The sequence below is a fragment of the Paracoccus jeotgali genome, assembly GCF_002865605.1.
GTDB lineage: Bacteria > Pseudomonadota > Alphaproteobacteria > Rhodobacterales > Rhodobacteraceae > Paracoccus > Paracoccus jeotgali.
Genome location: NZ_CP025583.1, coordinates 520244 through 542838, shown reverse-complemented (window position 1 = coordinate 542838; position 22595 = coordinate 520244). Strand labels below are relative to the sequence as shown.

24 protein-coding genes are annotated in these 22595 nt (G+C 67.0%); 10 read left to right on the top strand and 14 right to left on the bottom strand.

The window, feature by feature from the left end:
* Window positions 1–96: 96 nt before the first annotated feature.
* Entirely contained in the window at window positions 97–2640 is a 2544-nt protein-coding gene (locus CYR75_RS02735) for a putative PEP-binding protein (RefSeq protein ID WP_101498738.1), read from the bottom strand.
* A 106-nt stretch (window positions 2641–2746) separates the two neighbouring features.
* On the opposite strand from CYR75_RS02735, the gene selD reads away from it, so the two are divergent.
* A complete protein-coding gene (gene selD, locus CYR75_RS02730; protein WP_101498737.1) occupies window positions 2747–3772 on the top strand; it encodes a selenide, water dikinase SelD in 1026 nt (341 codons plus the stop codon).
* Window positions 3773–3877: 105 nt separating this feature from the next.
* Here the strand turns inward: selD and CYR75_RS02725 are convergent, their stop codons facing one another.
* The 4 genes from CYR75_RS02725 to infC all read right to left on the bottom strand — a co-directional run bounded on the left by CYR75_RS02725 (window position 3878) and on the right by infC (window position 6656).
* Window positions 3878–4327 (bottom strand): hypothetical protein, encoded by a 450-nt coding sequence (locus CYR75_RS02725; protein ID WP_158644559.1) that lies wholly within the window; start codon window positions 4325–4327, stop codon window positions 3878–3880.
* A 139-nt stretch (window positions 4328–4466) separates the two neighbouring features.
* Window positions 4467–5528: a HesA/MoeB/ThiF family protein gene (locus tag CYR75_RS02720; protein ID WP_225972810.1), complete on the bottom strand. Its 1062-nt coding sequence runs from the start codon at window positions 5526–5528 to the stop codon at window positions 4467–4469.
* A 12-nt stretch (window positions 5529–5540) separates the two neighbouring features.
* Window positions 5541–5999: a dUTP diphosphatase gene (dut, locus tag CYR75_RS02715; RefSeq protein ID WP_101498734.1), complete on the bottom strand. Its 459-nt coding sequence runs from the start codon at window positions 5997–5999 to the stop codon at window positions 5541–5543.
* Window positions 6000–6053: 54 nt separating this feature from the next.
* A complete protein-coding gene (gene infC / locus CYR75_RS02710) occupies window positions 6054–6656 on the bottom strand; it encodes a translation initiation factor IF-3 (RefSeq protein WP_225972809.1) in 603 nt (200 codons plus the stop codon).
* A gap of 112 nt (window positions 6657–6768) precedes the next feature.
* Here infC and CYR75_RS02705 point away from each other — a divergent pair, with 112 nt between their 5' ends.
* From CYR75_RS02705 to fabA, 3 genes are all read left to right on the top strand, one after another.
* Complete coding sequence (locus CYR75_RS02705; RefSeq protein ID WP_101498733.1) at window positions 6769–7455, top strand: hypothetical protein; 687 nt, start codon at window positions 6769–6771, stop codon at window positions 7453–7455.
* Complete coding sequence (locus tag CYR75_RS02700; protein WP_101498732.1) at window positions 7452–8312, top strand: glycosyltransferase family protein; 861 nt, start codon at window positions 7452–7454, stop codon at window positions 8310–8312. Before CYR75_RS02705 ends, CYR75_RS02700 begins: the two co-directional genes overlap by 4 nt.
* Before the next feature lie 98 nt (window positions 8313–8410).
* Window positions 8411–8920, top strand: a complete 510-nt coding sequence (fabA, locus tag CYR75_RS02695) for a bifunctional 3-hydroxydecanoyl-ACP dehydratase/trans-2-decenoyl-ACP isomerase (protein WP_101498731.1) — start codon at window positions 8411–8413, stop codon at window positions 8918–8920.
* 136 nt (window positions 8921–9056) lie between these two features.
* Here the strand turns inward: fabA and CYR75_RS02690 are convergent, their stop codons facing one another.
* From CYR75_RS02690 to CYR75_RS02675, 4 genes are all read right to left on the bottom strand, one after another.
* The gene (locus CYR75_RS02690) at window positions 9057–10418 is read right to left on the bottom strand and encodes a TRAP transporter large permease (RefSeq protein WP_101498730.1); all 1362 of its coding nucleotides are present in this window, start codon (window positions 10416–10418) and stop codon (window positions 9057–9059) included.
* Window positions 10415–10975 carry a TRAP transporter small permease gene (locus CYR75_RS02685; RefSeq protein ID WP_101498729.1) on the bottom strand — a complete coding sequence of 187 codons (561 nt, stop codon included), beginning with the start codon at window positions 10973–10975 and terminating at the stop codon, window positions 10415–10417. Before CYR75_RS02685 ends, CYR75_RS02690 begins: the two co-directional genes overlap by 4 nt.
* Window positions 10972–12021: a TRAP transporter substrate-binding protein gene (locus CYR75_RS02680; RefSeq protein ID WP_101498728.1), complete on the bottom strand. Its 1050-nt coding sequence runs from the start codon at window positions 12019–12021 to the stop codon at window positions 10972–10974. The genes CYR75_RS02685 and CYR75_RS02680 overlap by 4 nt, the downstream gene beginning before the upstream one ends.
* Before the next feature lie 85 nt (window positions 12022–12106).
* The gene (locus CYR75_RS02675; protein WP_101498727.1) at window positions 12107–12451 is read right to left on the bottom strand and encodes a RidA family protein; all 345 of its coding nucleotides are present in this window, start codon (window positions 12449–12451) and stop codon (window positions 12107–12109) included.
* 277 nt (window positions 12452–12728) lie between these two features.
* On the opposite strand from CYR75_RS02675, the gene fabB reads away from it, so the two are divergent.
* Genes fabB through CYR75_RS02660 form a run of 3 tightly spaced genes read left to right on the top strand, consistent with a single transcriptional unit; the run spans window position 12729 to window position 15582 of the window.
* Window positions 12729–13958 (top strand): beta-ketoacyl-ACP synthase I, encoded by a 1230-nt coding sequence (gene fabB / locus CYR75_RS02670; protein WP_101498726.1) that lies wholly within the window; start codon window positions 12729–12731, stop codon window positions 13956–13958.
* A gap of 5 nt (window positions 13959–13963) precedes the next feature.
* A complete protein-coding gene (locus CYR75_RS02665; RefSeq protein WP_101498725.1) occupies window positions 13964–14752 on the top strand; it encodes an enoyl-ACP reductase FabI in 789 nt (262 codons plus the stop codon).
* Complete coding sequence (locus tag CYR75_RS02660; RefSeq protein ID WP_225972808.1) at window positions 14749–15582, top strand: alpha/beta fold hydrolase; 834 nt, start codon at window positions 14749–14751, stop codon at window positions 15580–15582. The genes CYR75_RS02665 and CYR75_RS02660 overlap by 4 nt, the downstream gene beginning before the upstream one ends.
* A 2-nt stretch (window positions 15583–15584) precedes the next feature.
* On the opposite strand, the gene CYR75_RS02655 is transcribed toward CYR75_RS02660, so the two are convergent.
* Window positions 15585–16064, bottom strand: coding sequence for a dihydrofolate reductase (locus tag CYR75_RS02655; protein WP_101498723.1), 480 nt, complete (start codon window positions 16062–16064; stop codon window positions 15585–15587).
* Window positions 16064–16897: a thymidylate synthase gene (locus CYR75_RS02650; RefSeq protein ID WP_101498722.1), complete on the bottom strand. Its 834-nt coding sequence runs from the start codon at window positions 16895–16897 to the stop codon at window positions 16064–16066. Before CYR75_RS02650 ends, CYR75_RS02655 begins: the two co-directional genes overlap by 1 nt.
* A gap of 138 nt (window positions 16898–17035) precedes the next feature.
* Between CYR75_RS02650 and CYR75_RS02645 the strand changes: the two genes are divergently transcribed.
* Window positions 17036–17461 carry a VOC family protein gene (locus tag CYR75_RS02645; protein WP_101498721.1) on the top strand — a complete coding sequence of 142 codons (426 nt, stop codon included), beginning with the start codon at window positions 17036–17038 and terminating at the stop codon, window positions 17459–17461.
* Between the two features lie 27 nt (window positions 17462–17488).
* On the opposite strand, the gene CYR75_RS02640 is transcribed toward CYR75_RS02645, so the two are convergent.
* Entirely contained in the window at window positions 17489–17989 is a 501-nt protein-coding gene (locus CYR75_RS02640) for a MarR family winged helix-turn-helix transcriptional regulator (RefSeq protein ID WP_101498720.1), read from the bottom strand.
* A 52-nt stretch (window positions 17990–18041) separates the two neighbouring features.
* Window positions 18042–18368, bottom strand: coding sequence for an FAD assembly factor SdhE (locus CYR75_RS02635; protein WP_192876674.1), 327 nt, complete (start codon window positions 18366–18368; stop codon window positions 18042–18044).
* 66 nt (window positions 18369–18434) lie between these two features.
* Here CYR75_RS02635 and CYR75_RS02630 point away from each other — a divergent pair, with 66 nt between their 5' ends.
* On the top strand, window positions 18435–19679 hold the full coding sequence (locus CYR75_RS02630; protein WP_101498719.1) for a pyridoxal phosphate-dependent aminotransferase: 1245 nt from the start codon (window positions 18435–18437) through the stop codon (window positions 19677–19679).
* Here CYR75_RS02630 and CYR75_RS02625 read toward each other — a convergent pair.
* Window positions 19648–20430, bottom strand: a complete 783-nt coding sequence (locus tag CYR75_RS02625) for a 3-hydroxybutyrate dehydrogenase (RefSeq protein WP_101498718.1) — start codon at window positions 20428–20430, stop codon at window positions 19648–19650. The two genes, CYR75_RS02630 and CYR75_RS02625, sit on opposite strands and share 32 nt — an antisense overlap.
* 288 nt (window positions 20431–20718) lie before the next feature.
* On the opposite strand from CYR75_RS02625, the gene CYR75_RS02620 reads away from it, so the two are divergent.
* On the top strand, window positions 20719–22590 hold the full coding sequence (locus CYR75_RS02620) for an extracellular solute-binding protein (protein ID WP_101498717.1): 1872 nt from the start codon (window positions 20719–20721) through the stop codon (window positions 22588–22590).
* Window positions 22591–22595 lie beyond the last annotated feature (5 nt).

Genomic DNA, 22595 nt, shown 5'->3' with positions numbered 1-22595 from the left:
TGGCGAGTTTTCGCCGAAGCCTCGGCAGCGATCTGGCGGATTTATGCCATTTCGCACTTGCGGCATCGCGCAGAGCGACAGCAGAAAAAAGGCGAATCAACCCTTGGGTTGTGCCTTGCTGCGAATCGCTTCCTGCGCTGCAGCAAGCCGCGCCACCGGCACCCGGAAGGGCGAGCAAGAGATGTAATCCATCCCCGCGCGGTGGCAGAAGGCGATGGTCTGCGGGTTGCCGGCATGTTCGCCGCAGACGGAAATGGTGATGCCAGGCTGCACGCGGCGGGCGCGTTCGGTGCCCAGCAGCAGCAGCTCGCCCACGCCTTCCTCGTCCAGGATGTGGAACGGGTCTTCGGGATAGACGCCCTGCTGGACATAGGTGCCCATGAAGCGGCCGGCATCGTCGCGCGACAGCCCGTAGGTCATCTGCGTCAGGTCGTTCGTGCCATAGGACAGGAACGAGGTGTGCCGCGCGATATCGCCCGCCCGCAGACAGGCGCGGGGCGTTTCGACCATCACCCCCAGCCGATAGGTAAAGTCGGTGCCGGTTTCGGTACGGACCGCGGCGGCCACGGCATCGACGCGGGTCTTGACGATCTCGACCTCGCGCCGGGCGCTGACCAGCGGGATCATGATCTCGGGCACCACCGGGGCGCCGATGGCGGCGGCGGCAATCGCGGCCTCGAAGATGGCGCGGGCCTGCATGTCATAGATTTCCGGCACGGTGACGCCCAGCCGCACCCCGCGCATGCCCAGCATGGGGTTGAACTCGGACAGCGCCTCGATCCGCCGGGTCACGTCGGACAGCGGCAGGTCGAGCGACTCGGCCAGCTCTCGCATGCCCTCGCGGTGCTGGGGCAGGAATTCGTGCAGGGGCGGGTCGAACAGGCGGATGGTGACCGGCAGCCCGGCCATGATCCGGAACAGCTCGGCAAAGTCCTGACGCTGGATCGGCAGCAGCCGGGCCAGCGCGATGCGCCGATCCTCGGGCGTGTCGGCGAAGATCATCTCGCGCATGATCGGCAGGCGGATCTCGTCAAAGAACATGTGCTCGGTCCGGCACAGCCCGATGCCTTGCGCCTTGAACATCAGCGCGGTGTGGGCATCCTCGGCGGTGTCGGCATTGGCGCGCACGCCCATGTCGCGGAAATCGTCCGCCCAGTCGAGAAGCTGGTTGAAGCTGTCGTCCAGCGCCGGTTCCAGCAGCGCCGGCGCCCCGGCCAGCACCTCGCCCGAGGTGCCGTCGATGGTGATCTCCTCGCCCTCGCGGAAGCTGCGCGTGCCGCAATGCAGCAAGCGGGCGCGGGGATCGATGCTGATGCCGGTGGCGCCGACGATGCAGGGCAGGCCCAGACCGCGCGCGATCACCGCGGCGTGGCTGGTCATGCCGCCGCGTTCGGTCAGCACCCCGACCGAGGCGTGCATGCCGCGAATATCCTCGGGCAGGGTCTCGCGGCGGACGAGGATGCAAGGCTCGTCCCGCGCAGCCGAGGCCTGGGCGGCGGCGGCGCTGAAGACGATGCGCCCGGTGGCGGCGCCGGGGCTGGCGTCGATGCCGCGGGCGATGATGTCGCGCGGCGCGTTCGGGTCGGTCTGATAGTGCATCAGCTCGGACAGGGCGCGCGGCTCGATCCGCATCACCGCCTCGGCCGGGGCGATCACGCCGTCCTGCGCCAGGGCGACCGCGATCCGCACCGCCGCCCGGGACGAGCGGTTGACCCGCACCGCGTCCAGGATCGACAGCTTGCCATCGGACAGCACGAACTCGATCTGCATCTCGTCGCGCAGCTTTTCGCGGGCGGCGGCGCAGTAGCCGACCAGATCCGCGAACAGTTCGGGCGCGAGGTCTTCCAGCGAGTCGCCGCGCGTGTCGCGGGTCAGATACATGGTCTGCGCGCCCTGCCCCTTGGCCGGCCCCTGCATCTGCCCCTTGAAGCGCCCGGTCATCACCGGCAGGCCGGTCACGCTGTCCACCGTCTGGATCGTGCCCGACCCGGTCACGCCCGGCCCGATGGCCAGCGCCATCTGCTGCATCACCAGCCCCAGCGGCGCGTCCTGCGGCGCGCCCTTGGCGCTGCGCAGGATGCGCGCGGTGGGCGCGTCCCAGGCCCGCGCCATCGACCGCAGCACCTCGGCCAGTTGCCGCGCCGGATCCTGGGGGAAATCCTCGTCCATCTCTTGCCGATACAGCGCCAGCGCGCGTTGCAGCGCATTCTCGCCGCCGCTGTCGAAACTGTCGAAATCCAGCCGCGCCACGTTCTGCGCATAGGCTTGGACAAAACCCAGATAGATCGAATCCGCCGCTTTCTGCCCGCGCGTCTCGACCAGCCGGGCATGGCAGGCGTCGTTGATGCCGACATTCAGCACCGTCCCCGGCCCGCCCCATTCCGGCTTCACCGCCGACGGCCGGACGCTGAGCAGCCCGGTCCCGCCCTGAAACAGCGCGCGCAGCACGTCCAGATCCAGCACCGCGCCCTGCGCCAGGGCGCGCACCGCGCCCGCCGCCAGCGCGTGCGACGGCGGCACCGGCAGATCCATCCGCACCAGACGTTGCAGGCATTTTGCCCGCCAGCCATGGACAGCGGCGTCGATCCCCGAATCGGGTGCGATGGCGACGATGTCGGATGGGGCGATGCTGCGTATCATGTCGCGGCAGATTAGCCATGCCCGCGCCTTTGCTGCAAGTGCGAGATAGCGCTTGAGCTTGCGGTTTCGCGCCCGATAGGATGGCCCGGCAATAAAGGAGACGGGCATGAAACTGACGGATCTGGCGCATGGCGGCGGTTGCGGCTGCAAACTGGGACCGGCGGTGCTGCGCGATTTGCTGGCCGATCAACCGCTTGCGCAGGCGATCCCGCAATTGCTGGTCGGCAATGAGCAATCCGACGATGCGGCGGTCTGGCAGGTGGACGAGAAGACCTGCGTGATCGCGACCACGGATTTCTTCATGCCGATGGTCGATGATGCCCGCGATTTCGGGCGGATCGCCGCGACGAACGCCATTTCCGACATCTATGCGATGGGCGGGCGGCCGATCATGGCGCTGGCGATCCTTGGAATGCCGATCGCCAAGATGCCCGCCCAGACCATCCGCGACATCCTGGGCGGTGGGGCCGAGATCTGCGCCGAGGCCGGCATCCCCATCGCCGGCGGCCATTCCATCGACAGCCCCGAGCCGATCTATGGCCTCGCCGTCATCGGTCTCTGCGCGCCCGAGGATGTGCGGCGCAACACCGGCGCCAAGCCGGGCGATGTGCTGATCCTGACCAAGCCGCTTGGCGTCGGCATCTATTCCAACGCGATCAAGCAGGGCACCGCGACGCCCAGCGACGTGGCCGAGATGGTGGCAAGCTGCACGACGCTGAACCGCATCGGGGTCGAGCTGGCGACCCTGCCCCATGTCCACGCGATCACCGATGTCACCGGCTTTGGCGTCTTGGGCCACGGCATGGAAATGGCGCGGGGGGCGGGGCTGCGCCTGCGCATCCGCCGCGACGCCCTGCCGCTGCTGGCCCGCGCCGCAGAACTTGCCGAAAGCGGCCATCGCACCGGCGCCAGCGGGCGCAACTGGGATGCGGTGGGCGAACACACAAGCCTGCCCGACGACGTGACCGAGGCGGAACGCACGATCCTGACCGACCCCCAGACCTCGGGCGGGCTGCTGCTGGCGGTCGATCCCGAGACCGTCGACGAGGTGCTGGCCCGCGTCCGCAAGCTGCATCCGCAGGCGGCGATCATCGGCGAGGCCCTGCCCGGCGCAGGGATCGAGGTCGTCTGAACGGCAGAAACGATCGGAAAAGGGCGGCCCCCCACGGGTGCCGCCCATTTTTATCTGGCTGTCGGATGCCCGCGCAGGACCGCGCGGCCTGCCGTCAGGCTGCGATCAGGTCGCCGCCGGGCAGCGGTAGTAGCGCAGGCCGACATTGTTCTCTTCCAGCCGCAGCACGCCCGGCGACAGGCGCAGCTTGGTGAGGCGGGTGAAGCCCTGGTTCTCGCCGGTGCAGGACAGCTCGACCTCGGTCGCGTCGCCCTTGTTGGTGCTGGAGATCGCCGTGCATTCCGACTCGTGGAAGACGAACTTGTTGCCCTGGATGTTCAGCGCGCCCTCGCTGCCGGGCTGGCCGCACTCGCTGGCGCGCAGGTTATAGCTGCCGTTCACGCTGTTGGCCGGCGCGACCGCGCCCGAGGCCGCGACCGGGGCTGCCGGGGCGACGGTTTCCTCGACCATCAGATCCGCTTCGGCGCGGGTGATCGGGGTCTCTTCGGTCGGGGCGCAGGCGACGAGGGTGAAGGCAACCGCCGCACCGGCGCCAATTGTGGTCAGAATCTTCATGATGCACTCCATTCTATGTTCCGGCGCGCTTCAGTGTGGTCTGCGCCCTGGTAACAAAAGCGCAACCTCACGCATTCGTTCCCGAAATTTGAATGGGACGGCTTGAAATCGCGGAAAAACCGCCGACGGTGGGCGTCTTTCAGGCTGGGATGCCCCCGCAGACCGCACAATCGGCGCGGCGCTGCAGCGCGATGCGCCGCGTCTCGCCCCACAGCCCGTCAAAGATCAGCATCTGACCACGCAGGCCCTGCCCCGCGCCGGTGATCGCCTTGATCGCCTCAAGCGCCATGATCGATCCGATGACCCCCGGCAGCGGCCCTGCGACACCGGCCTCGGCGCAGGACAGCGCCAGCCCCGGCGCGGGCGCGTCGGGAAACAGGCAGTCGAGGCAGGGCGTCCCGGCATTGGGATCATAGATCGTGACCTGCCCTTCCCATTGCGCGATGGCCCCGGCGATCAGCGGCACACCCGCCGCGACGCAGGCCCGCGCCACCCCCTTGCGCGAGGCAAAGCTGTCGGTCCCTTCCAGCACCAGATCGAAGCCGCGCATCACCTCGGCATCCTCGGCGCCAAGCCGGCGTGGCAGGGCCGTCACCTCGATCAGCGGGTTCAGGGCGCGCAGCGTCTCGACGGCGGCATCGACCTTGGCGCGGCCGGCATCGCGGGTGCGAAACAGGATCTGGCGTTGCAGGTTCGAGATGCTGACATCGTCATCATCGGCCAGCGTCAGATGCCCGACCCCGGCCCCGGCCAGATACAGCGCCACCGGAGAGCCGATCCCGCCCGCGCCGACGATCAGCACGCGCGCCTTGCGCAGCATCTGCTGGCCCGGCCCGCCGATCTCGCGCAGGACGATGTGGCGGGCATAGCGTTCCAGCGCATCGTCACTGGCGGGTGAAGTGTCGTGCACGGTCTGCGGCTGCCCCGGCGGCGCAATCTGCCCGGCACCCCAGCGACGGTGCGCCGCGATACGCGCCCGCCCGATCAGCGCCCCATAGCCCGAGGCGCCGGCGAGCAGCAGCCCGCCCACCGCCCAGACCCGCGGATCGGCGCCCAGCCCCGCTTGCGCCGCAAGGGCCGGCACGATCAGCAGCAGCGCCAGCACCAGCAGCCACAGCGCCGCCAGCAGGATCAGCACGCGCGGCAGGGACCAGCCCCGCCACCAGCCCACCGCCATCAGCGCCAGTGCGGCCCCAGCCATCAGGCCCATCGCCTAGCCTCGACCCGTCGAGCCAAAGCCCCCCGCGCCGCGCGCGGTCTGTTCCAGCGTCGAGACATGCGAAAACCGCGCCTGCACCACGGGCGCGACGACCATCTGGGCAATCCTGTCGCCATGGTTGATGGTCAGCGGACGGTCCGAAAGGTTGATCGCGATCACCCCGACCGGGCCGCGATAATCGCCGTCGATGGTGCCGACGCCGTTGACCAGCGACAGCCCCTCGCGCAGCGCGGCGCCGGACCGGGCGCGGATCTGCACCTCGAACCCCGGCGGGATCTGCATGCGCAGGCCGGTCGGGATCAACTGCCGCTGCAAGGGGGCCAGCACGACCACCTGCCCCGGCCCCAGATCGGCGCGCAGATCGGCCCCCGCCGCGCCCGCGCTTTCATAAGCGGGCAGCGGCAGATCGGGATCGGCGCCGTCATCCTTTACGATCAGAATTTCGGGCGCCATTCCGGTCCCCTTCATCGCAGGCCCCGGACAGAGGCCCGGCGGCCAGACACGCCGCTATTTCGGCGCGATCATCATCACCATCTGCCGGCCTTCCAGCTTGGGCATGTTCTCAATCTTGCCGGCCTCGCCCACCTCGTCGCGGATGCGGTGCAGCAGGTCCATGCCGATATTCTGGTGCGCCATCTCGCGGCCCCGGAAGCGCAGCGTGACCTTGACCTTGTCGCCGGCCTCGAGGAACTTCATGACATTGCGCATCTTGACGTCATAGTCATGGGTATCGGTGCCGGGGCGGAATTTCACCTCTTTGATGTCGATGATCTTCTGCTTCTTGCGGGCCTCGGCCTCGCGCTTTTGCTGTTCATACTTGAACTTGCCCAGATCCATGATCTTGCAGACCGGCGGCGACGCGTTGGGCGAAATCTCAACCAGGTCCAGACCGGCAGCCTGCGCCATCTCCATCGCGCGGGCGGGCGTGACGACGCCGACATTTTCACCATCCGCGCCGATCAGCCGGATTTCGGCAACGCGGATTCGTTCATTGACGCGGGGACCGGCGTCACGGTTGGGGGGCGGCGCATTGTGCGGACGACGAGCTATGGTTGGATTCCTTTTATGGATGCAGTCGAATGGCGTGCAAAATAAGCACTCGCGCGGCAAGTGACAACCTGAATCCCCGGAATTGCGGCTTTGCCCGCGATATCGTCCAGCGGGCTTTCCGGCGCCGTGCTGTTGTGGCAACAGAGAGCGGCGTCAGGAAGGAAACCCCCGGATGAGAAGGCTGATCGCCGCGATTGTCGCGTTCCTCGTGCTGCTGGCGGCGGGCTGGTGGGGCTGGTCGAACCCGGAACTGCTGCCTGCGGCCCTGCGCGAGGGGATCTCGCCGCGCCCGCCGGTCGCAGGCGGGCTGTCGCAGCGCCCGGTGGCGCGGCCTTTGGTGCCGCAGCCCGAACCCGAACCGGCGCCGCCGGAAACGCCCGTTCAGACGGCTCAGCCCGTGCCCGCCACCCCCGCCGCGCAGGACGCGCCCCTGCCGCCCGACACCGGCAGCGATCTGGCGCGCGAGACCGAGCGGGTGGCGGAACTGGCCATCGCCGCCGCCGATGCCCGCGCCCGCGCCGCCGCCGTGGCCCGGGCCGAGGCCGAGGCCGCCGAGGCCGCGCAGGCCGATCTGCGCGCCGCGCTGCAACCGCTGCTGGACGCGCCCGCCCCCGTTGCGGCCGAGGTGCAGGCCGCGTTGCAGGCCCTGCCCTCCGCCGGCAATCCGCTGGTCGAGCGAAAGCGCACGCTACTGGTGGATCAGATCCGCAAGATCATCACGCAGCCCTACCCCGCGCCTGACACCGCGCAAGCTGGCTCGACACCGCCGCCCGCTGACGCCACCGCGCCACCTGACGCCGCGCCCTCCACTACCTTACGCGCGCCGCAGATCGCGCGCATCCGCGAGTTGCTGTCATGACCCCGACGCTCGACCAGTTTCTGGCCGCCAAGCCTGCCGCGCTGCGCACTGGCCCCATCGCCATCCTGCTGATCGAGGACGAGGTCGAGACCGCCTCGACCCTTGCCCACGCCGTCAAGGCGGGTTTCCGCACCATCCTGGCGCTGTCGCCCGAGCCGCTGGCGCTGTCCGCGCCCCATCCCGCCATCGTCAACCTGACCTTCGACAGCCGCCGCAAGCGCGCCCATGTCGATGCCGTGAACGCGGTGAACGAGGCCGTGCCCCCCGGCACGTGGCTCTACTACGGCTATAACGCCGAATATCTGTTCTTTCCCTTCTCGGAAACGCGGCAGGTGGGCGAGATGCTGGCCTTTCACGCCGAGGAACGCCGGGCGGCGATGCTGACCTATGTCATCGACCTGTATGCGCCCGATCTGGCCCGCTATCCCGATGCGGTGAACCTCGACAACGCCATGTTTGACCGCACCGGCTATTACGCGCTTGGCCGCACCGACGGGTCGGGGCAGACGCTGGACCGGCAGCTCGATTTCCACGGCGGGCTGCGCTGGCGGTTCGAGGAATACCTGCCCGAAGACCGCCGCCGGATCGACCGCATCGCGCTGTTTCGCAGCCGCCCCGGCCTGCGCCTGCTCGAAGATCACCGTTTCGACGATCAGGAATACAACACCTATGCCTGCCGCTGGCACAACAACCTGACGGCGGCCATCGTCTCGTTCCGGGTCGCCAAGGCGCTGCGCCGCAACCCCGCCTCGCGCGACCGGATCGACAGCTTCATGTGGCGCAACTCTCACCCCTTCGACTGGAGCGCGCAGCAATTGATGGAGTTTGGGCTGATGGAGCCGGGGCAGTGGTATTGAACGCCCCACCCTTGCCCGCGCTTGCGACACTCGGTCCTGATCGTTAGACAGGCGCGGAATTGACGATGAGCAGAAACCGGAAACCGAAGGACGCGCCCATGGCCATGCAGAAGACGTATTTCGACAAGGACGACCTGCTGGCCTGCAGCCGGGGCGAGTTGTTCGGCCCAGGCAACGCCCAGCTTCCCGCGCCGCCCATGCTGATGATGGACCGCATCACCGATGTCAGCGAGGATGGCGGCGCGCATGGCAAGGGCCATATCACGGCCGAGTTCGATATCTCGCCCGACCTGTGGTTCTTTCCCTGCCACTTCCCCGGCAACCCGATCATGCCCGGCTGTCTGGGTCTGGACGGGCTGTGGCAGCTGACCGGCTTCAACCTCGGCTGGCGGGGCTGGAAGGGGCGCGGCTATGCGCTTGGCGTGGGCGAGGTCAAGCTGACCGGCATGGTCCGTCCCGACCGCAAGATGCTGACCTATCGCGTCGATTTCACCAAGGCGCTGCAGACCCGCCGCCTGACCATGGGCGTGGCCGACGGCATCGTCGAGGCCGATGGCGAGGTCATCTATCAGGTCAAGGACATGAAGGTGGCGCTGTCCGAAAGCTGACCCGGCAGCGGCTGGCCTGCGGCGAGGGTCGCGCGCCAGCCGGAGCCCGAGCTTCGTCAGACGGCAGGCACGACAGCAAGGCGACCTAGCCGCCAATCTGCGGGCATACGCAGCCCCGAGCGCCTGCCCCGCAACGCTACCCCGCCAGCAGGCGCGGCAGGAACAGCGTGATCGCCGGGAAGGCCAGCAGCAGGGCCACGCGCAGCAATTCGACCATGAAAAATGGCAGCACGCCCTTGAAGGTCTCGATCATCGGCGTGTCGCGCGCCATGCTGGAAATGATGAACACGTTCATCCCCACCGGCGGCGTGATCAGGCCAAGTTCCACCACGATCAGCGCGAGGATGCCGAACCAGATCTTCAGCTCGTCGGTGGACATGGCAAAACCCGCGCCCTCGCCCGTGGTCTGATAGATGCCGCCGTTCAACTCCAGCAGCATCGGCCAGAAGAACGGGATCACCAGCAGGATCATCGACAGGCTGTCCATCAGGCAACCCAGCAGGATCAGCGCGAACAGGATCACCACCATGACCGACAGGGGCGACATGCCGCTGTCGGCGATCCAGGCCGCCGCCTGTTGCGGCAGACCGGCGCGGGACATGAATATCTTCATCAACTCGGCGCCCAGCAGGATCAGGAAGATCATGCCCGCGGATCGCGCCGTGGCCAGCAGCGCCCCGGTCAGGTTGCGCCAGCCGATCGCGCCCCGGACCAGCCCATAGCCCGCGACCAGCACCACCCCCACGGCGGCGGCAGGGGTCGGGTTGAACAGCCCGCCATAGATGCCCCCCAGCACCAGTCCAAAGATGATGGTGACCGGCAGCAGACCCAGCGTCGCGCTGATGAACTCGGCGCGGCTGGCGGCGCCGCCGGCGGGACCGGCCTGCGGGCGGATCGTGACATAGAGCGCGATGGTCAGGATGAACAGCAGCACCGCGATCAGGCCGGGGATCAGGGCGGCGGCGAACATGGTGACGATGTTGGCCTCGACAATGACCGCATAAACGATCAGCACGACCGAGGGCGGGATCAGGATGCCCAGCACGCCCCCCGCCGCCAGAGTCCCGGTCGCCAGCGCGCCCGAGTAGTTGTATTTCCGCAGTTCCGGCAGCGCGACCTTGCCCATGGTCGAGGCGGTCGCCAGCGACGATCCGCAGACCGCGCCGAACCCCGCGCAGGCCGCGATCGCCGCCATCGCCGTGCCGCCCCGCATCCAGCCCAGCCAGACATTCGCGCCCCGGAACAGCGCCTGGCTAAGGCCCGCGACGGTCGCCAGCTCTCCCATCAGGATGAACATGGGCACGATGGACAGGTCGTAGACCGAGAACTGCCCATAGGCGAGCGTCTTGAGCTGGCTTAGCAGCAGGGTCGGGCCGTTCAGCCACATGATGCCCCCGGCGCCGACCGCGATCATGGCATAGGCGATGGGCAGGCGGATGGCGATCAGCGCCACCAGCGCCGTCAGCGCCAGCCCGCCCAGCAGCAGCGGATCGCTCATCCACGGGCCTCGCGCAGGCTTTCGGTCAGGGTCAGCAGCGCGGTCGCGGCCAGCAGCGCCAGCGAGATCAGCACCGGCACAAAGGCCCACCACAGCGGGATCTGCAGGATCGCCGTCACCGAGGAGTACAGCCGGTGATCCACCAGCCCCGCCGACATGCGCCACAACAGCACGCAGCCAAAGACCAGCGCCGCCAGCGACCCCAGCGCGCGCAGCGCCCCCCGCATCCGCGAACCGGCGCGGGCGGTGAAGATATCGGCGGTGACATTGGCGTCGGTCAGCTGGCAATAGGGCAGAAAGGCAAAGACGGCGAGCGCGATGCCCATCTCGGTCAGCTCGAAATCGCCGGGCAGCGGGTGGCCGAAGGCAGCGCCCAGAACCGAGGCCGCGTTGATGCCGACCACCCCCAGCAGAACCGCACCGCCCAGCAGCGCCCAGACCATTGCCGCCACCGCGACCCCCGCCGCGAGACCGCTGCGCTGCCGGGTGACGGCGGCGGGATCGGGAGCCGCGCCGGTCAGCCCGGTCGCAGGGGGTGACGCATCCGGCTGCCTCATTCCGCCTGTGTTTCCTTACGGTATTTTGCCACCAGATCGCGTGCCTGCGTGACCAGCCCCGCGCCGTCGATGCCCAGCGGCGTCACCTCGGCCACCCAGCGGTCGATGACCGGGGCGAGTTTTTCGCGGAACGCCTCGGTCTCCTCGGGCGTCAGGGTGACGTGGATGTTGCCGGCATCGGTCGCGGCCTTGATCCCGTCCAGCTCGGCCTGTTTCCAGACCCGGCCGATCTCGACCAGCCAGTCGCGGCCCGAGGCGTCGCGGAACGCCTGCTGCACATCGGGCGGCAGGCTGTCCCAGCGGGCCTTGTTCATCGACACCTGAAAGACCGAGGTGCCGAAGCGGATGCCGTCCGCGCCCTCGATCTGGAACTGCGTCTGGTCCTGGATCTTCAGCGTCGGGATGATCTCGAACGGGATGAAGGCGCCGTCGACCACGCCCTTGGATAGCGCCAGCGGCAGGTCGGGCACCGGCATCGACACCGGCTGCGCGCCCAGCGCCTCGATCACCCAGGCGCCGGTGCGGGTGGGAATCCGCATCTTCATGCCCGGCAGATCCTGCGGCAGCCGCACCTCTTCCGAGACGGTCTGGATCGCCTGCCCGGCATGGACATGCAGGAACATCGGCTCCAGCCCGCGATAATCCTCGGCCAGATGGTCGGCATACATATCCGCCAGCGCCAGATTGGCCGCGCCGGGGTCGTTGAGATAGACGAAGGGCAGCTCCATCACCTCGGTCCGGGGAAAGACGCCGGGGGTATAACCGTTCAGCGTCCAGATCAGATCGACGACGCCATCGCGGGCCTGCGTCACCAGTTCCGGCGGGCGGCCGCCCAGCGTCATCGAGGGGTAGATGTCGATCCTGACCTGACCGCCCGAGTTCTCCTCGACCTGTCTGGCCCATGGCTCCAGCATGTGTTTCTGGACCGTCGCCTCGGCCCCCAGAAAATGATGCAGCTTGAAGACATGCTCTTGCGCGGCCACGCCGCCCGCCCCCGATGCAAGCACAAATGCGGTGGCAAGCACCACCCGGACCATCCCCATCATCGCCTTTCCTCCCCTGATGAACGCGACCGGGCACACCCGGCCCCTCAGAGGCAGGCGAGCCACCTGACCCGCCTGCCGCAAAGCCTTAGCGCGCGGCGACCACGATCACCTCGACCAGATGGTCGGGGGTGGCCAGACGCGATTCGCCGGTGGCGCGGGTGGGCGGGTTGTCCTTGTCCAGCCACGCCTCGTATTCGGCGTTCATGGCGTCGAAATCGCCCATATCGGCCAGCCAGATCATCACCGACAGGATCTTGGACTTGTCGCTGCCGGCCTCGGCCAGGACCTTGTCGACGCCGGCCAGCGATTGGCGCACCTGCTGGGCGATGTCGGCAGAGGGATCGCCAAGCTGGCCGGCCAGATAGATGGTGTCGCCGTGGATCACGGCCTGGCTCATCCGGGGGCCGGGTTGGATGCGTTCGATCGACATGTCGGTCTCCTGTTGTTTTCCGTGCTGCCCTTGGGTCAGCATTTGCGTCCGCGCCATCTTATGCCCGCAGATGCGCGCCCCGCCCAGAGGCAATGCGCGACTTTCTGGGCATGGGCAAATCGGCTAGGCTGGCAGGCGCAAACCCGGCGCGGCGGGGCCTTCGGGCGTCGTTTCCGGGCCGCGCGTCTTGTCTGTCAGGCGGCGCGGCCTTATCGTCGCGTCAAATTGGGTCGCGCAGACAGCGCCGATCGCAATGGCAGGAAATGAAGGAGCGTGTATGCGCCGTGTCGTCATCACCGGGCTGGGGATCATCTCGCCCATCGGCAACAATGCCGCCGAAGTCACCGAAAGCCTGAGGGTCGGTCGCTCGGGCATCGTGTTCGCCCCCGAATATGCCGAGCATGGCTTTCGCAGCCAGGTTCACGGCATGCCGCAGATCAAGCTCGAGGATCATATCGACAAGCGCAACTTGCGCTTCATGGGTCCGGGCGCGGCTTATAACTTCCTTGCGATGGAGCAGGCGATCGCCGATTCCGGGCTGGAGGAGAGCGACGTCTCGAACCCGCGCAGCGGGCTGATCATGGGATCGGGCGGGCCGTCGACCAGCAACTTCTTTGACGCCCATCAGATCGTCATCGAAAAGGGCAGCCCCAAGCGCATGGGGCCGTTCATGGTCACACGCTGCATGTCCTCGACCAACAGCGCCTGTCTGGCGACGCCGTTCCGCATCAAGGGCGTGAACTATTCGATCACCTCGGCCTGCTCGACCTCGGCCCATTGCATCGGCAATGGCGTCGAACAGATCCAGATGGGCAAGCAGGACATCGTGTTCGCCGGCGGCGGCGAGGAACTGGACTGGACGCTGTCCTGCCTGTTCGACGCGATGGGCGCGATGTCGTCGAAATACAACGACACGCCCGAAACCGCCTCAAGGCCCTATGACGTCACCCGCGACGGCTTCGTCATCGCCGGCGGCGGCGGCGTCGTGGTGCTGGAAGAACTGGAACACGCCCGCGCCCGCGGCGCCAGGATCTATGCCGAAGTGACCGGCTATGGCGCGACCTCGGACGGCCACGACATGGTGGCGCCCTCGGGCGAGGGCGGCGAGCGGTCGATGCGCGTGGCGCTGGCGACCCTGCCCAAGGACCGCAAGATCAGCTATATCAACGCCCACGGCACCTCGACCCCGGTCGGCGACATCGGCGAGGTCAAGGCCATCCGCCGCGTCTTTGGCGAGGGCTCGACCCCGCCCATCGCCTCGACCAAATCGCTGACCGGCCACAGCCTCGGCGCGACCGGCGTGCATGAGGTGATCTATTCCCTGCTGATGATGCAGAACCGCTTCATCTCGGCCTCGGCCAACGTCACCGAACTCGACCCCGATTTGAAGCCCGAGGAAATCGCCCTGAAACGCGTCGACGATGTGGATTTCGATTCGGTCCTGTCGAACAGCTTCGGGTTCGGCGGCACCAACGCCTCGCTTGTCATGTCGAAATTTCAGGAGTGACGCAGATGGGAGATCTGCTGAAGAACAAGCGCGGGCTGATCATGGGCGTCGCGAATGAACGCTCGATTGCCTGGGGGATCGCGCGGGCCATGGCGGCGCAGGGGGCGGAACTGGCCTTCAGCTATCAGGGCGACATGTTCGCGGGGCGGGTCAAGCCGCTGGCGGAATCGGTCGGCTCCGACCTGCTGATCGACGTCGATGTGACCGATGACGACAGCCTCGCCGCGGCGTTTCAGCGGATCGGCAATGACTGGGGGCGGCTGGATTTCGTCGTCCACGCCATCGCCTATTCCAACAAGGACGAGCTGACCGGCCGCTTTGTCGACACCAGCCGAGAGAACTTCAAGAATTCGCTCGATATCTCTTGCTATTCGCTGATCGACGTGGCGCGCCGCGCGCATCCGCTGATGGGGCCGGGCAGCTCGATCCTGACGCTGACCTATGGCGGGTCGAACCGGGTCACACCGTTTTATAACGTGATGGGCGTGGCCAAGGCCGCGCTCGAGGCGTCGGTGCGCTATCTGGCCAACGATCTCGGCCCCGACGGCATCCGCGTCAACGCGGTCAGCCCGGGCCCGATGAAAACGCTGGCCGGGGCCGCCATCGGCGGCGCGCGCAAGACCTTCCGCCACACCCAGGCCAACGCGCCGCTGCGCGCGAACGCGACGCTCGAGGCGATCGGGGGGACGGCGGTCTGGCTGACCAGCGAATGGGGCGCCTGCACCACGGGCGAGATCGTGACCGTCGATGGCGGCTATCACGTCCTCGGCATGCCGCAGAGCGAAAACCTGTGAGCGCGCAGTTCTTTCACGCCGCCGATGGCGCAAAGCTCGCCTATCGCGACGAGGGCGAGGGGCTGCCGGTGCTGTGTCTGGCCGGGCTGACGCGCAACATGGCCGATTTCGACTACGTCGCGCCGCATCTGTCCGATGTCCGCCTGATCCGCATGGATTATCGCGGGCGCGGCGCGTCCGACCGGACCGGCGCCGACAGCTATACCGTCCCGCAAGAGGCCCGCGACGCGCTGGCGTTGCTGGATCATCTGGGGATCGAGCGCGCGGCGGTGCTGGGCACCTCGCGCGGCGGCTTGATCGGCCTGCTGCTGGCCGCCATCGCGCATGACCGCCTGACCGGGCTGTGCCTGAACGATGTCGGCCCCGAGATCGAGCGCACGGGGCTGGAGCGTATCTTCGACTATGTCGGCCGCAACCCGTCCGCCAAGACGTTGGACCAGGTGGCGCAGCGCATGGCGCAGATGGCGCCGGGCTTCGACAATGTGCCTAAGGGCCGCTGGCGCGAGGATGCCGGGCGGTTCTATGTCCAGACGCCGGACGGGCTGCAGGTCAATTACGACCCCGCCCTGCGCGAGGCGTTTCTGGCCGCCTTTCAGGGCGAGGCGCCCGATCTGTGGCCGCTGTGGCAGGCGACCCAGGGGATGCCGGTCGCGGTGATCCGGGGGGCGAATTCGGATCTGCTGGGCGAGGCCGCGTTTCAGCGGATGCAGCAGGAACGCCCCGACGCCATCTATGCCGAGGTGCCCGACCGCGCCCATGTGCCGTGGCTGGACGAACCCGAGGCGGTGGCCGCGATCAGGTCTTGGCTGCAGGCGGTCCGCGCCGCCTGACCTCAGCGCCGGCGCAGCAATTCGCGCAGCACGCAGCCCGGCCCGTCCGAGGGCAGCGGGCGGCGCAGCGTCTCGACCCACTCGGCCTCGTCGAAATCGGGGAAGAACGTGTCGGCGTCGGGGATGACGGTGTCGACCTCGGTGATCAGCAGGCGGTCGGATTGCGGCAGCATCTCCTGATAGATGCGCGCGCCGCCGATGCCATAGATCCGCGCGTGACCCGCCTCATGCGCGGCGGTGATTGCGCTGTCCACATCGGGGTGGGCGGTGCCGGGCAGGTCCAGACTGCGGCTAACGACAAGGTTCAGCCGGCTGGGCAGCGGCTGCCGCGGCAGGCTCTCCCAGGTGCGGCGGCCCATGATGATCGCGCCGCCCAGCGTCTCGCGCTTGAAGAAGGCCAGATCGGCGGGGATGTGCCACGGGATGCCGCCATCCTTGCCGATGGCCCCGTTCCGCGCGCGGGCGACGACCAGCGACAGCATCAGACCGCCACCTGCGCCTTGATCGCCGGGTCGGGATCATAGCCCAGAAACTCGAAATCCTCATAGCGGAAGTCGAAGATCGAGGACACCTCGCGGGTAAAGCGCAGCTTCGGCAGCGGCTTGGGCGTCCGCGACAGTTGCAGCCGCACCTGATCGAGATGGTTGGAATAGATATGCGCGTCGCCAAGGGTATGGACGAAATCACCCGCCTCATAGCCGGTCACATGGGCCAGCATCGCCAGCAGCAGCGCGTAAGACGCGATGTTGAACGGCACGCCCAGGAACATGTCGGCCGAGCGCTGATACAGCTGCAGATGCATCTTGCGCCCGATGATGCGGACCTGCCACAGCGTATGGCAGGGCGGCAACGCCATGCGCGGCACCTCGCCCGGATTCCAGGCCGAGACGATCAGCCGGCGGCTGTCGGGATTGGTGCGGATGTTCTCGACCAGCTCGGCGATCTGATCGACGTGACGCGCGTAAAAGACGCGCCGCCCCGCGGTGTCGGTCCCGGCGGGTTCAAGCGCCGAGAAACGCCGCCATTGCTGGCCATAGACGGGGCCGAGATCGCCCTTTTCATCGGCCCACTCGTCCCAGATCCGCACCTTGTTGTCGTTCAGATAGCGGATGTTCGTGTCGCCGGACAGAAACCACAGCAGCTCGTGGATGATTGAGCGCAGATGCAGTTTCTTGGTCGTCACCAGCGGAAAACCGTCCGACAGCCGATAGCGCGCCTGCATCCCGAAACAGGCGATGGTCCCGGTCCCGGTGCGGTCGGTGGTCTCCTCACCCTCGTCCAGAATTGTTTTCAGCGCCTGATGATATTGCTGCATCCCGCCCTCCTGTGCCGGGGCCCTTCATAACGTCCCGAGGCCACGCGCAACAGACCGAATAAGCGCCATGGAGGATCGTTTGTGCGCAAGCCCGTCGCGTGCCAAGGTGCCGAAACGCCGACGAACAAAGGAGTCATCATGTCGCTTCGCTATCTGCACACCATGGTCCGGGTCAAGGATCTGGAAAAGTCCATGGCCTTTTATCGCCTGCTGGGTCTGGAAGAGACACGGCGCACCGAAAACGAGCAGGGTCGCTTCACGCTGATCTTCATGGCCCCGCCCGGCCAGCCGGAATGTCCGGTCGAGCTGACCTATAACTGGGACGGCGATGAGGGCCTGCCCTCGGACAGCCGGCATTTCGGGCATCTCGCCTATCAGACCGATGATATTTATGCGCTCTGCCAGAAGCTGATGGATGCGGGCGTCACCATCAACCGCCCGCCGCGCGACGGTCACATGGCCTTTGTGCGCAGCCCGGACAACATCTCGATCGAGCTGCTGCAGGACGGCAAGCTGGAACCGAAAGAACCCTGGGCCAGCATGGAAAACACCGGTCACTGGTAATTCCGCAGCGCCTGACCGGAGCGGACGCTAATAGATATAGCGGATCTGCTCGGCCCAGTACCGCTCGATCCGCCGCCATTGCCGGTTCACGGCATCCAGCGGCGGATCGTCCAGCACGCCGGAACAGTCCAGGTCGCCCGCGTGACGCGCAAACAGCTCGCCGATCTGGTCGCGCACCTGCTGGCCCCGATCCGACAGCCTGACCCGGACCGAGCGCCGGTCCTGATCGCATCGCTCGTGCAGGACATAGCCCATCCCGACCAGCTTTTTCAGGTTATAGGACACGTTCGAGCCCTGATACATGCCGCGCGACCGCAGCTCGCCCGCCGAGACCTCGGCCTCGCCCAGATTATACAGCAGCAGGGCCTGGACCGGCGTCAGGTCGCTGCGGCCGACCCGCTCGAAATCATCCTTGATCAGGTCCAGCATCAGCCGATGCAGCCGCTCGAGCAGTTGCAGACACTGGAAATAGCTGGCCACCGGATCGCCCTGAGGCCGAATCTGTTGTCCGTTCAGTGCAATGGTCATCTGGTCATCCCTTTCTTCAGGAGGACCATGGACCAAATTTCCAAACCTGCGGTTAATCGGGCCGGATTATTTGCGGCCGATTGGTGAACTCGGCCGGATTTCCGGCCAGCCGGCCAAAGGCGTGATCCGCGATGACGTCAAGCACGCCCGCGATCTCGGCCGGGCCGGCGCTTTCGCCGCGCGCGCGGGCGGTGACCCACAGATACAGGTCCTGATCGTTCTCGCCCATCACCTGCTCGTATTGCGCGATCAGCGGCTCGGACAGCTGGGCCAGCTGGGTGTCGGCAAAGGGGCCGAGGATCAGGTCCATCTCTTTCATGCCGCGCCGCCAGCTTCGCATCCGCAGCCGCTTCAGCCGGATCTCGGGGTCTTCCATCATTGCCTCGCTTGTCGCAAACGCGCGCGCAGCCTATGACGAAAGCCTGTCACTTCCAAGGAGCCCGCGATGCCCTTCCTGTCAAAGGCGGTCAGCCGCATCAAGCCCTCGCCCACCGTGGCGATGACCGGGCGCGTCGCGGCGCTGCAGGCCGAGGGGCGCGACATCATCGGCCTGTCGGCGGGAGAGCCGGATTTCGACACGCCCGCCCATATCCGCGAGGCCGCCAAGGCGGCCATCGACGCCGGTCACACGCGCTATACCGCCGTCGACGGGATGGCGTCGCTGAAACAGGCGATTTGCCAGAAATTCGCGCGGGAAAACGGGCTGGACTATACCCCCGACCAGATCAGTGTCGGCACCGGCGGCAAGCAGATCCTGTTCAACGCGCTGCTGGCCAGCGTCGGCCCGGGTGACGAGGTCATCATCCCGGCGCCTTATTGGGTCAGCTATCCCGACATCGTGGCGCTGGCGGGGGGCACGCCGGTCATCCTGCCCAGCCGGGCCGAGGACGGGTTCCGCATCACCCCGGACGCGCTGCGCCGGGCGATCACGCCGCAGACGAAATGGCTGATCCTGAACTCGCCCTCGAACCCCTCGGGCGCGGCCTATGACGCCGAGCAGCTGCGGGCGCTGTGTGCGGTGCTGCTGGATCATCCGCAGGTCTGGGTGCTGGCCGACGACATCTACGAACATCTCTGCTTCGACGGCTTCCGCTTTGCCACCCCGGCGCAGGTCGAGCCGCGCCTCAGGGATCGGGTGCTGACCATGAACGGGGTCAGCAAGGCCTATGCGATGACCGGCTGGCGGATTGGCTACGGCGCCGGCCCGGTCGAGCTGATCCGCGCCATGGCCAAGCTGCAATCGCAATCGACGTCCAACCCCTCGACCATCAGCCAGCACGCCGCGCTGGCCGCGCTCAGCGGGCCGCAGGAGTTCCTGCAGGGCTGGCGCGACGATTTTCAGGCACGGCGCGATCTGGTGGTGGCGGGGCTGAACGACTGCCCCGGCATCGACTGCCCGGTGCCGCAGGGGGCGTTCTATGTCTACCCCTCGATCCGGGCAATGATCGGCTGGCGCAGCCCCGCCGGCACGCCCATCACGGATGACGAGGTCTTCGCCAATGCGCTGCTGGACGAGGCCGGCGTGGCGGTGGTCTTTGGCGCGGCCTTCGGCCTGTCGCCGCATTTCCGCATCAGCTACGCCGCCAGCACCGACACGCTGACCGAGGCGCTGCGCCGCATCCGCGCCTTCTGCGAAGGATGCGACGCAAGCCCGCGCGCTACAGCGCCGTCCAGCCCCCGTCGACGCTGATCGTGGTGCCGGTGATCTGCGCCGCCGCGTCACTGCACAGAAACACCGTCGTCCCGCCGACCTGCTCGACGGTGGCGAACTCGCCCGAGGGCTGGCGCGCCAGCATGACATTCTTGATGACGTCCTCGCGGCTCATGTCATGGGTCTTCATCTGGTCGGGGATCTGCTTTTCCACGATGGGCGTCAGCACATAGCCGGGGCAGATCGCGTTGCAGGTCACGCCCTTGCCCGCCTGTTCCAGCGCCGTCACCTTGGTTAGCCCGACCACGCCATGCTTGGCCGCGACATAGGCCGATTTGTAGGGGCTTGCCGTAAGTCCATGGGCCGAGGCGATGTTGATGACCCGGCCCCAGCCCTTGTCGCTCATCCCCGGCAGGGCGGCGGCGGTGCAGTGAAAGGCCGAGGACAGATTGATCGCGATAATCGCGTTCCACTTGTCCACCGGAAATTCCGGGATCGGCGCGACATGCTGAATGCCGGCGTTGTTCACCAGAATATCGCAGCCGCCGGCCTTTTCGATCAGCGCGCGGCACTGGTCCGGCGCGGACATGTCGGCCTGAATATAGCGCGCCTCGACCCCGAATTCCTGCCCCAGATCGGCGGCCAGTTTGTGATCGGCCTCGTCATCGGTAAAGCTGTTCAAGACGACCGAGGCCCCCGCCCGCGCCAGTTCCCGCGCGATGCCCAGCCCGATCCCCGAATTTGAGCCGGTGACCACCGCCACACGGCCTTTCAGCATGTCTTCAAACATCTGTCGTCCTTTCCTCAAATCTGCGCGCAGGTTGGACCGGCCTGCGCAGGCGCGCAACGCCGATCTGCCACGGCCAAGCTGAAGGACTGGGATAAAAAAAAAGCGCCCGCACAAGGCGGGCGCAAGTCATGAGGCAGGTTTCATACAGGCAAGAAACCTATCGAGCAGTGCACCATTTATAGGCGAAACGGCGCCCGAGTCCAAGGCTGATGTTTGTCATGCCCCAGCCGCTCGGATAGGCTGCCGGTTGAAATCGCTTAACTTTGCCGCAGGGGGCCAACAGCAGGAATGCGAATCTTCAAAAACCCTAACGATTCCGCGATCAGACGTGCCTTGGGCACCGCGCTGCTGGCGCTCTCGACTGTTGCCGCGATGCCGCTGGCAACCCATGCCGAACCCGCGCATGGCATTGCGATGTATGGGGAACCTGCCCTTCCGGCGGGTTTCGATCACCTGCCTTATGCCAATCCCGACGCCCCGAAAGGGGGCTCGATTCGCCTGGCCGAATCAGGCGGGTTCGACTCGCTGAAGCCCTGGGTGCTCAAGGGCAATCCGGCCTGGCCGATCTATACCATGCCCGGCGTCGTGGCCGAGACGCTGATGCTGCGCAGCCTTGACGAGCCGTTCACGCTTTACGGCCTGCTGGCGGAAACCATCGAAACCGCCCCGGATCGCAGCTGGGTCGAGTTCACCCTGCGCGACGAGGCCAGGTTTTCCGACGGCAGCCCGGTCACGGTCGAGGATGTGATGTGGTCCTATGAGACGCTCGGCACCCAGGGCCACCCGCGCTATCGCGGCGCCTGGGCCAAGGTCGCCAAGATGGAACAGACCGGGCCGAACAAGATCCGCTTCACCTTCAACACCCCCGACCGAGAACTGGTGCTGCTGATGGGGATGCGCCCGGTGCTGAAAAAGGCGCAGTGGCAGGACAAGGATTTCTCGGCCGCCGGGCTCGAGCCGCCCATCGGCTCTGGCCCCTATGCCATCGACCGCGTCGATCCGGGCCGGGCGCTGACCCTGCGCCGCAACCCCGACTGGTGGGGCCGCGATCTGCCGGTCAATCGCGGTCTGCACAACCTCGACACCATCACCTATGATTATTACGGCGACGCCAACGCCATGTTCGAGGCGTTCAAGGCCGGCGAGATCGACGTCTGGCGCGAGCTCAGCCCCAGCAAATGGGAAAACGAGTTCAACTTCCCGCGGGTGACCTCGGGCGAGGTGGTGAAATCCGACATCCCGAATGAACGCCCCTCGGGCATCATGGGCTTCGTGATGAACACGCGAAACCCGCTCTTCGCTGATTGGCGGGTGCGGCAGGCGATGATCGAGGCGTTCAACTGGCAGTTCATCAACGCCACCGTCTCGGGCGGTCAGGATCAGCGCATCACCTCGTATTTCGCCAATTCCGAGCTGGCGATGACCCCCGGTGCGCCCGCCGAGGGGCGCGAGCTGGAACTGCTGGAACCCTTCGCCGCCGATCTGCTGCCCGGCACCATCGACGGCTATGCCCTGCCCGAGGGCAGCGCCGAGCCGCTGGACCGCCGCGCGCTGCGCCGCGCCCTGAAGCTGCTGGAAGAGGCCGGCTGGACCATCCGCGACGGCAGCCTGCAGAATGCCAAGGGCGAGCCCTTCCGGTTCGAGATCCTGCTGAACCTCTCGGGCGGCGCCATGACCACGGCGGCCGAGACGCGGCAGATGGCCGACATTTATGTGCAGGCGCTGCGCAATCTGGGGATCGAGGCGCGGGTCTCGCTTCTGGACAGTGCCCAATATACCGAACGGACGACCAACTACGCCTTCGACATGACCTGGTATGACCGTGCGCTGTCGCTGTCGCCGGGCAATGAGCAACTGCTTTATTGGGGCGCGGCCGGCGTGACCGAGCCGGGGACGCGGAACTTCATGGGCATGAACTCGCCCGCGGCCGAAGCGATGGTGACCGAAATGCTGAACGCCGACAGCCGCGAGGATTTCATCGCCGCCGTTCACGCGCTCGACCGCGTGCTGACCGCCGGGCGCTATGTGATCCCGGCCGGCTTCTCGCCTGTCGGCCATCTCGCCCATGACGCCGAGCTGCACTTCCCCGACCGCATCCCGCTTTACGGCGACTATCCGGGCTTTCTGCCGGAAACCTGGTGGCGCGAGCCGAAGGGGTGAGGACG

Coding starts and splice junctions, on each gene's coding strand:
- CYR75_RS02735 (WP_101498738.1), bottom strand. CDS start 2,640: ATGATACGCAGCATCGCCCCATCCGACATCGTCGCCATCGCACCCGAT.
- selD (WP_101498737.1), top strand. CDS start 2,747: ATGAAACTGACGGATCTGGCGCATGGCGGCGGTTGCGGCTGCAAACTG.
- CYR75_RS02725 (WP_158644559.1), bottom strand. CDS start 4,327: ATGAAGATTCTGACCACAATTGGCGCCGGTGCGGCGGTTGCCTTCACC.
- CYR75_RS02720 (WP_225972810.1), bottom strand. CDS start 5,528: ATGGCTGGGGCCGCACTGGCGCTGATGGCGGTGGGCTGGTGGCGGGGC.
- dut (WP_101498734.1), bottom strand. CDS start 5,999: ATGGCGCCCGAAATTCTGATCGTAAAGGATGACGGCGCCGATCCCGAT.
- CYR75_RS02705 (WP_101498733.1), top strand. CDS start 6,769: ATGAGAAGGCTGATCGCCGCGATTGTCGCGTTCCTCGTGCTGCTGGCG.
- CYR75_RS02700 (WP_101498732.1), top strand. CDS start 7,452: ATGACCCCGACGCTCGACCAGTTTCTGGCCGCCAAGCCTGCCGCGCTG.
- fabA (WP_101498731.1), top strand. CDS start 8,411: ATGGCCATGCAGAAGACGTATTTCGACAAGGACGACCTGCTGGCCTGC.
- CYR75_RS02690 (WP_101498730.1), bottom strand. CDS start 10,418: ATGAGCGATCCGCTGCTGCTGGGCGGGCTGGCGCTGACGGCGCTGGTG.
- CYR75_RS02685 (WP_101498729.1), bottom strand. CDS start 10,975: ATGAGGCAGCCGGATGCGTCACCCCCTGCGACCGGGCTGACCGGCGCG.
- CYR75_RS02680 (WP_101498728.1), bottom strand. CDS start 12,021: ATGATGGGGATGGTCCGGGTGGTGCTTGCCACCGCATTTGTGCTTGCA.
- CYR75_RS02675 (WP_101498727.1), bottom strand. CDS start 12,451: ATGTCGATCGAACGCATCCAACCCGGCCCCCGGATGAGCCAGGCCGTG.
- fabB (WP_101498726.1), top strand. CDS start 12,729: ATGCGCCGTGTCGTCATCACCGGGCTGGGGATCATCTCGCCCATCGGC.
- CYR75_RS02665 (WP_101498725.1), top strand. CDS start 13,964: ATGGGAGATCTGCTGAAGAACAAGCGCGGGCTGATCATGGGCGTCGCG.
- CYR75_RS02655 (WP_101498723.1), bottom strand. CDS start 16,064: ATGCTGTCGCTGGTCGTCGCCCGCGCGCGGAACGGGGCCATCGGCAAG.
- CYR75_RS02650 (WP_101498722.1), bottom strand. CDS start 16,897: ATGCAGCAATATCATCAGGCGCTGAAAACAATTCTGGACGAGGGTGAG.
- CYR75_RS02645 (WP_101498721.1), top strand. CDS start 17,036: ATGTCGCTTCGCTATCTGCACACCATGGTCCGGGTCAAGGATCTGGAA.
- CYR75_RS02640 (WP_101498720.1), bottom strand. CDS start 17,989: ATGACCATTGCACTGAACGGACAACAGATTCGGCCTCAGGGCGATCCG.
- CYR75_RS02635 (WP_192876674.1), bottom strand. CDS start 18,368: ATGATGGAAGACCCCGAGATCCGGCTGAAGCGGCTGCGGATGCGAAGC.
- CYR75_RS02630 (WP_101498719.1), top strand. CDS start 18,435: ATGCCCTTCCTGTCAAAGGCGGTCAGCCGCATCAAGCCCTCGCCCACC.
- CYR75_RS02625 (WP_101498718.1), bottom strand. CDS start 20,430: ATGTTTGAAGACATGCTGAAAGGCCGTGTGGCGGTGGTCACCGGCTCA.
- CYR75_RS02620 (WP_101498717.1), top strand. CDS start 20,719: ATGCGAATCTTCAAAAACCCTAACGATTCCGCGATCAGACGTGCCTTG.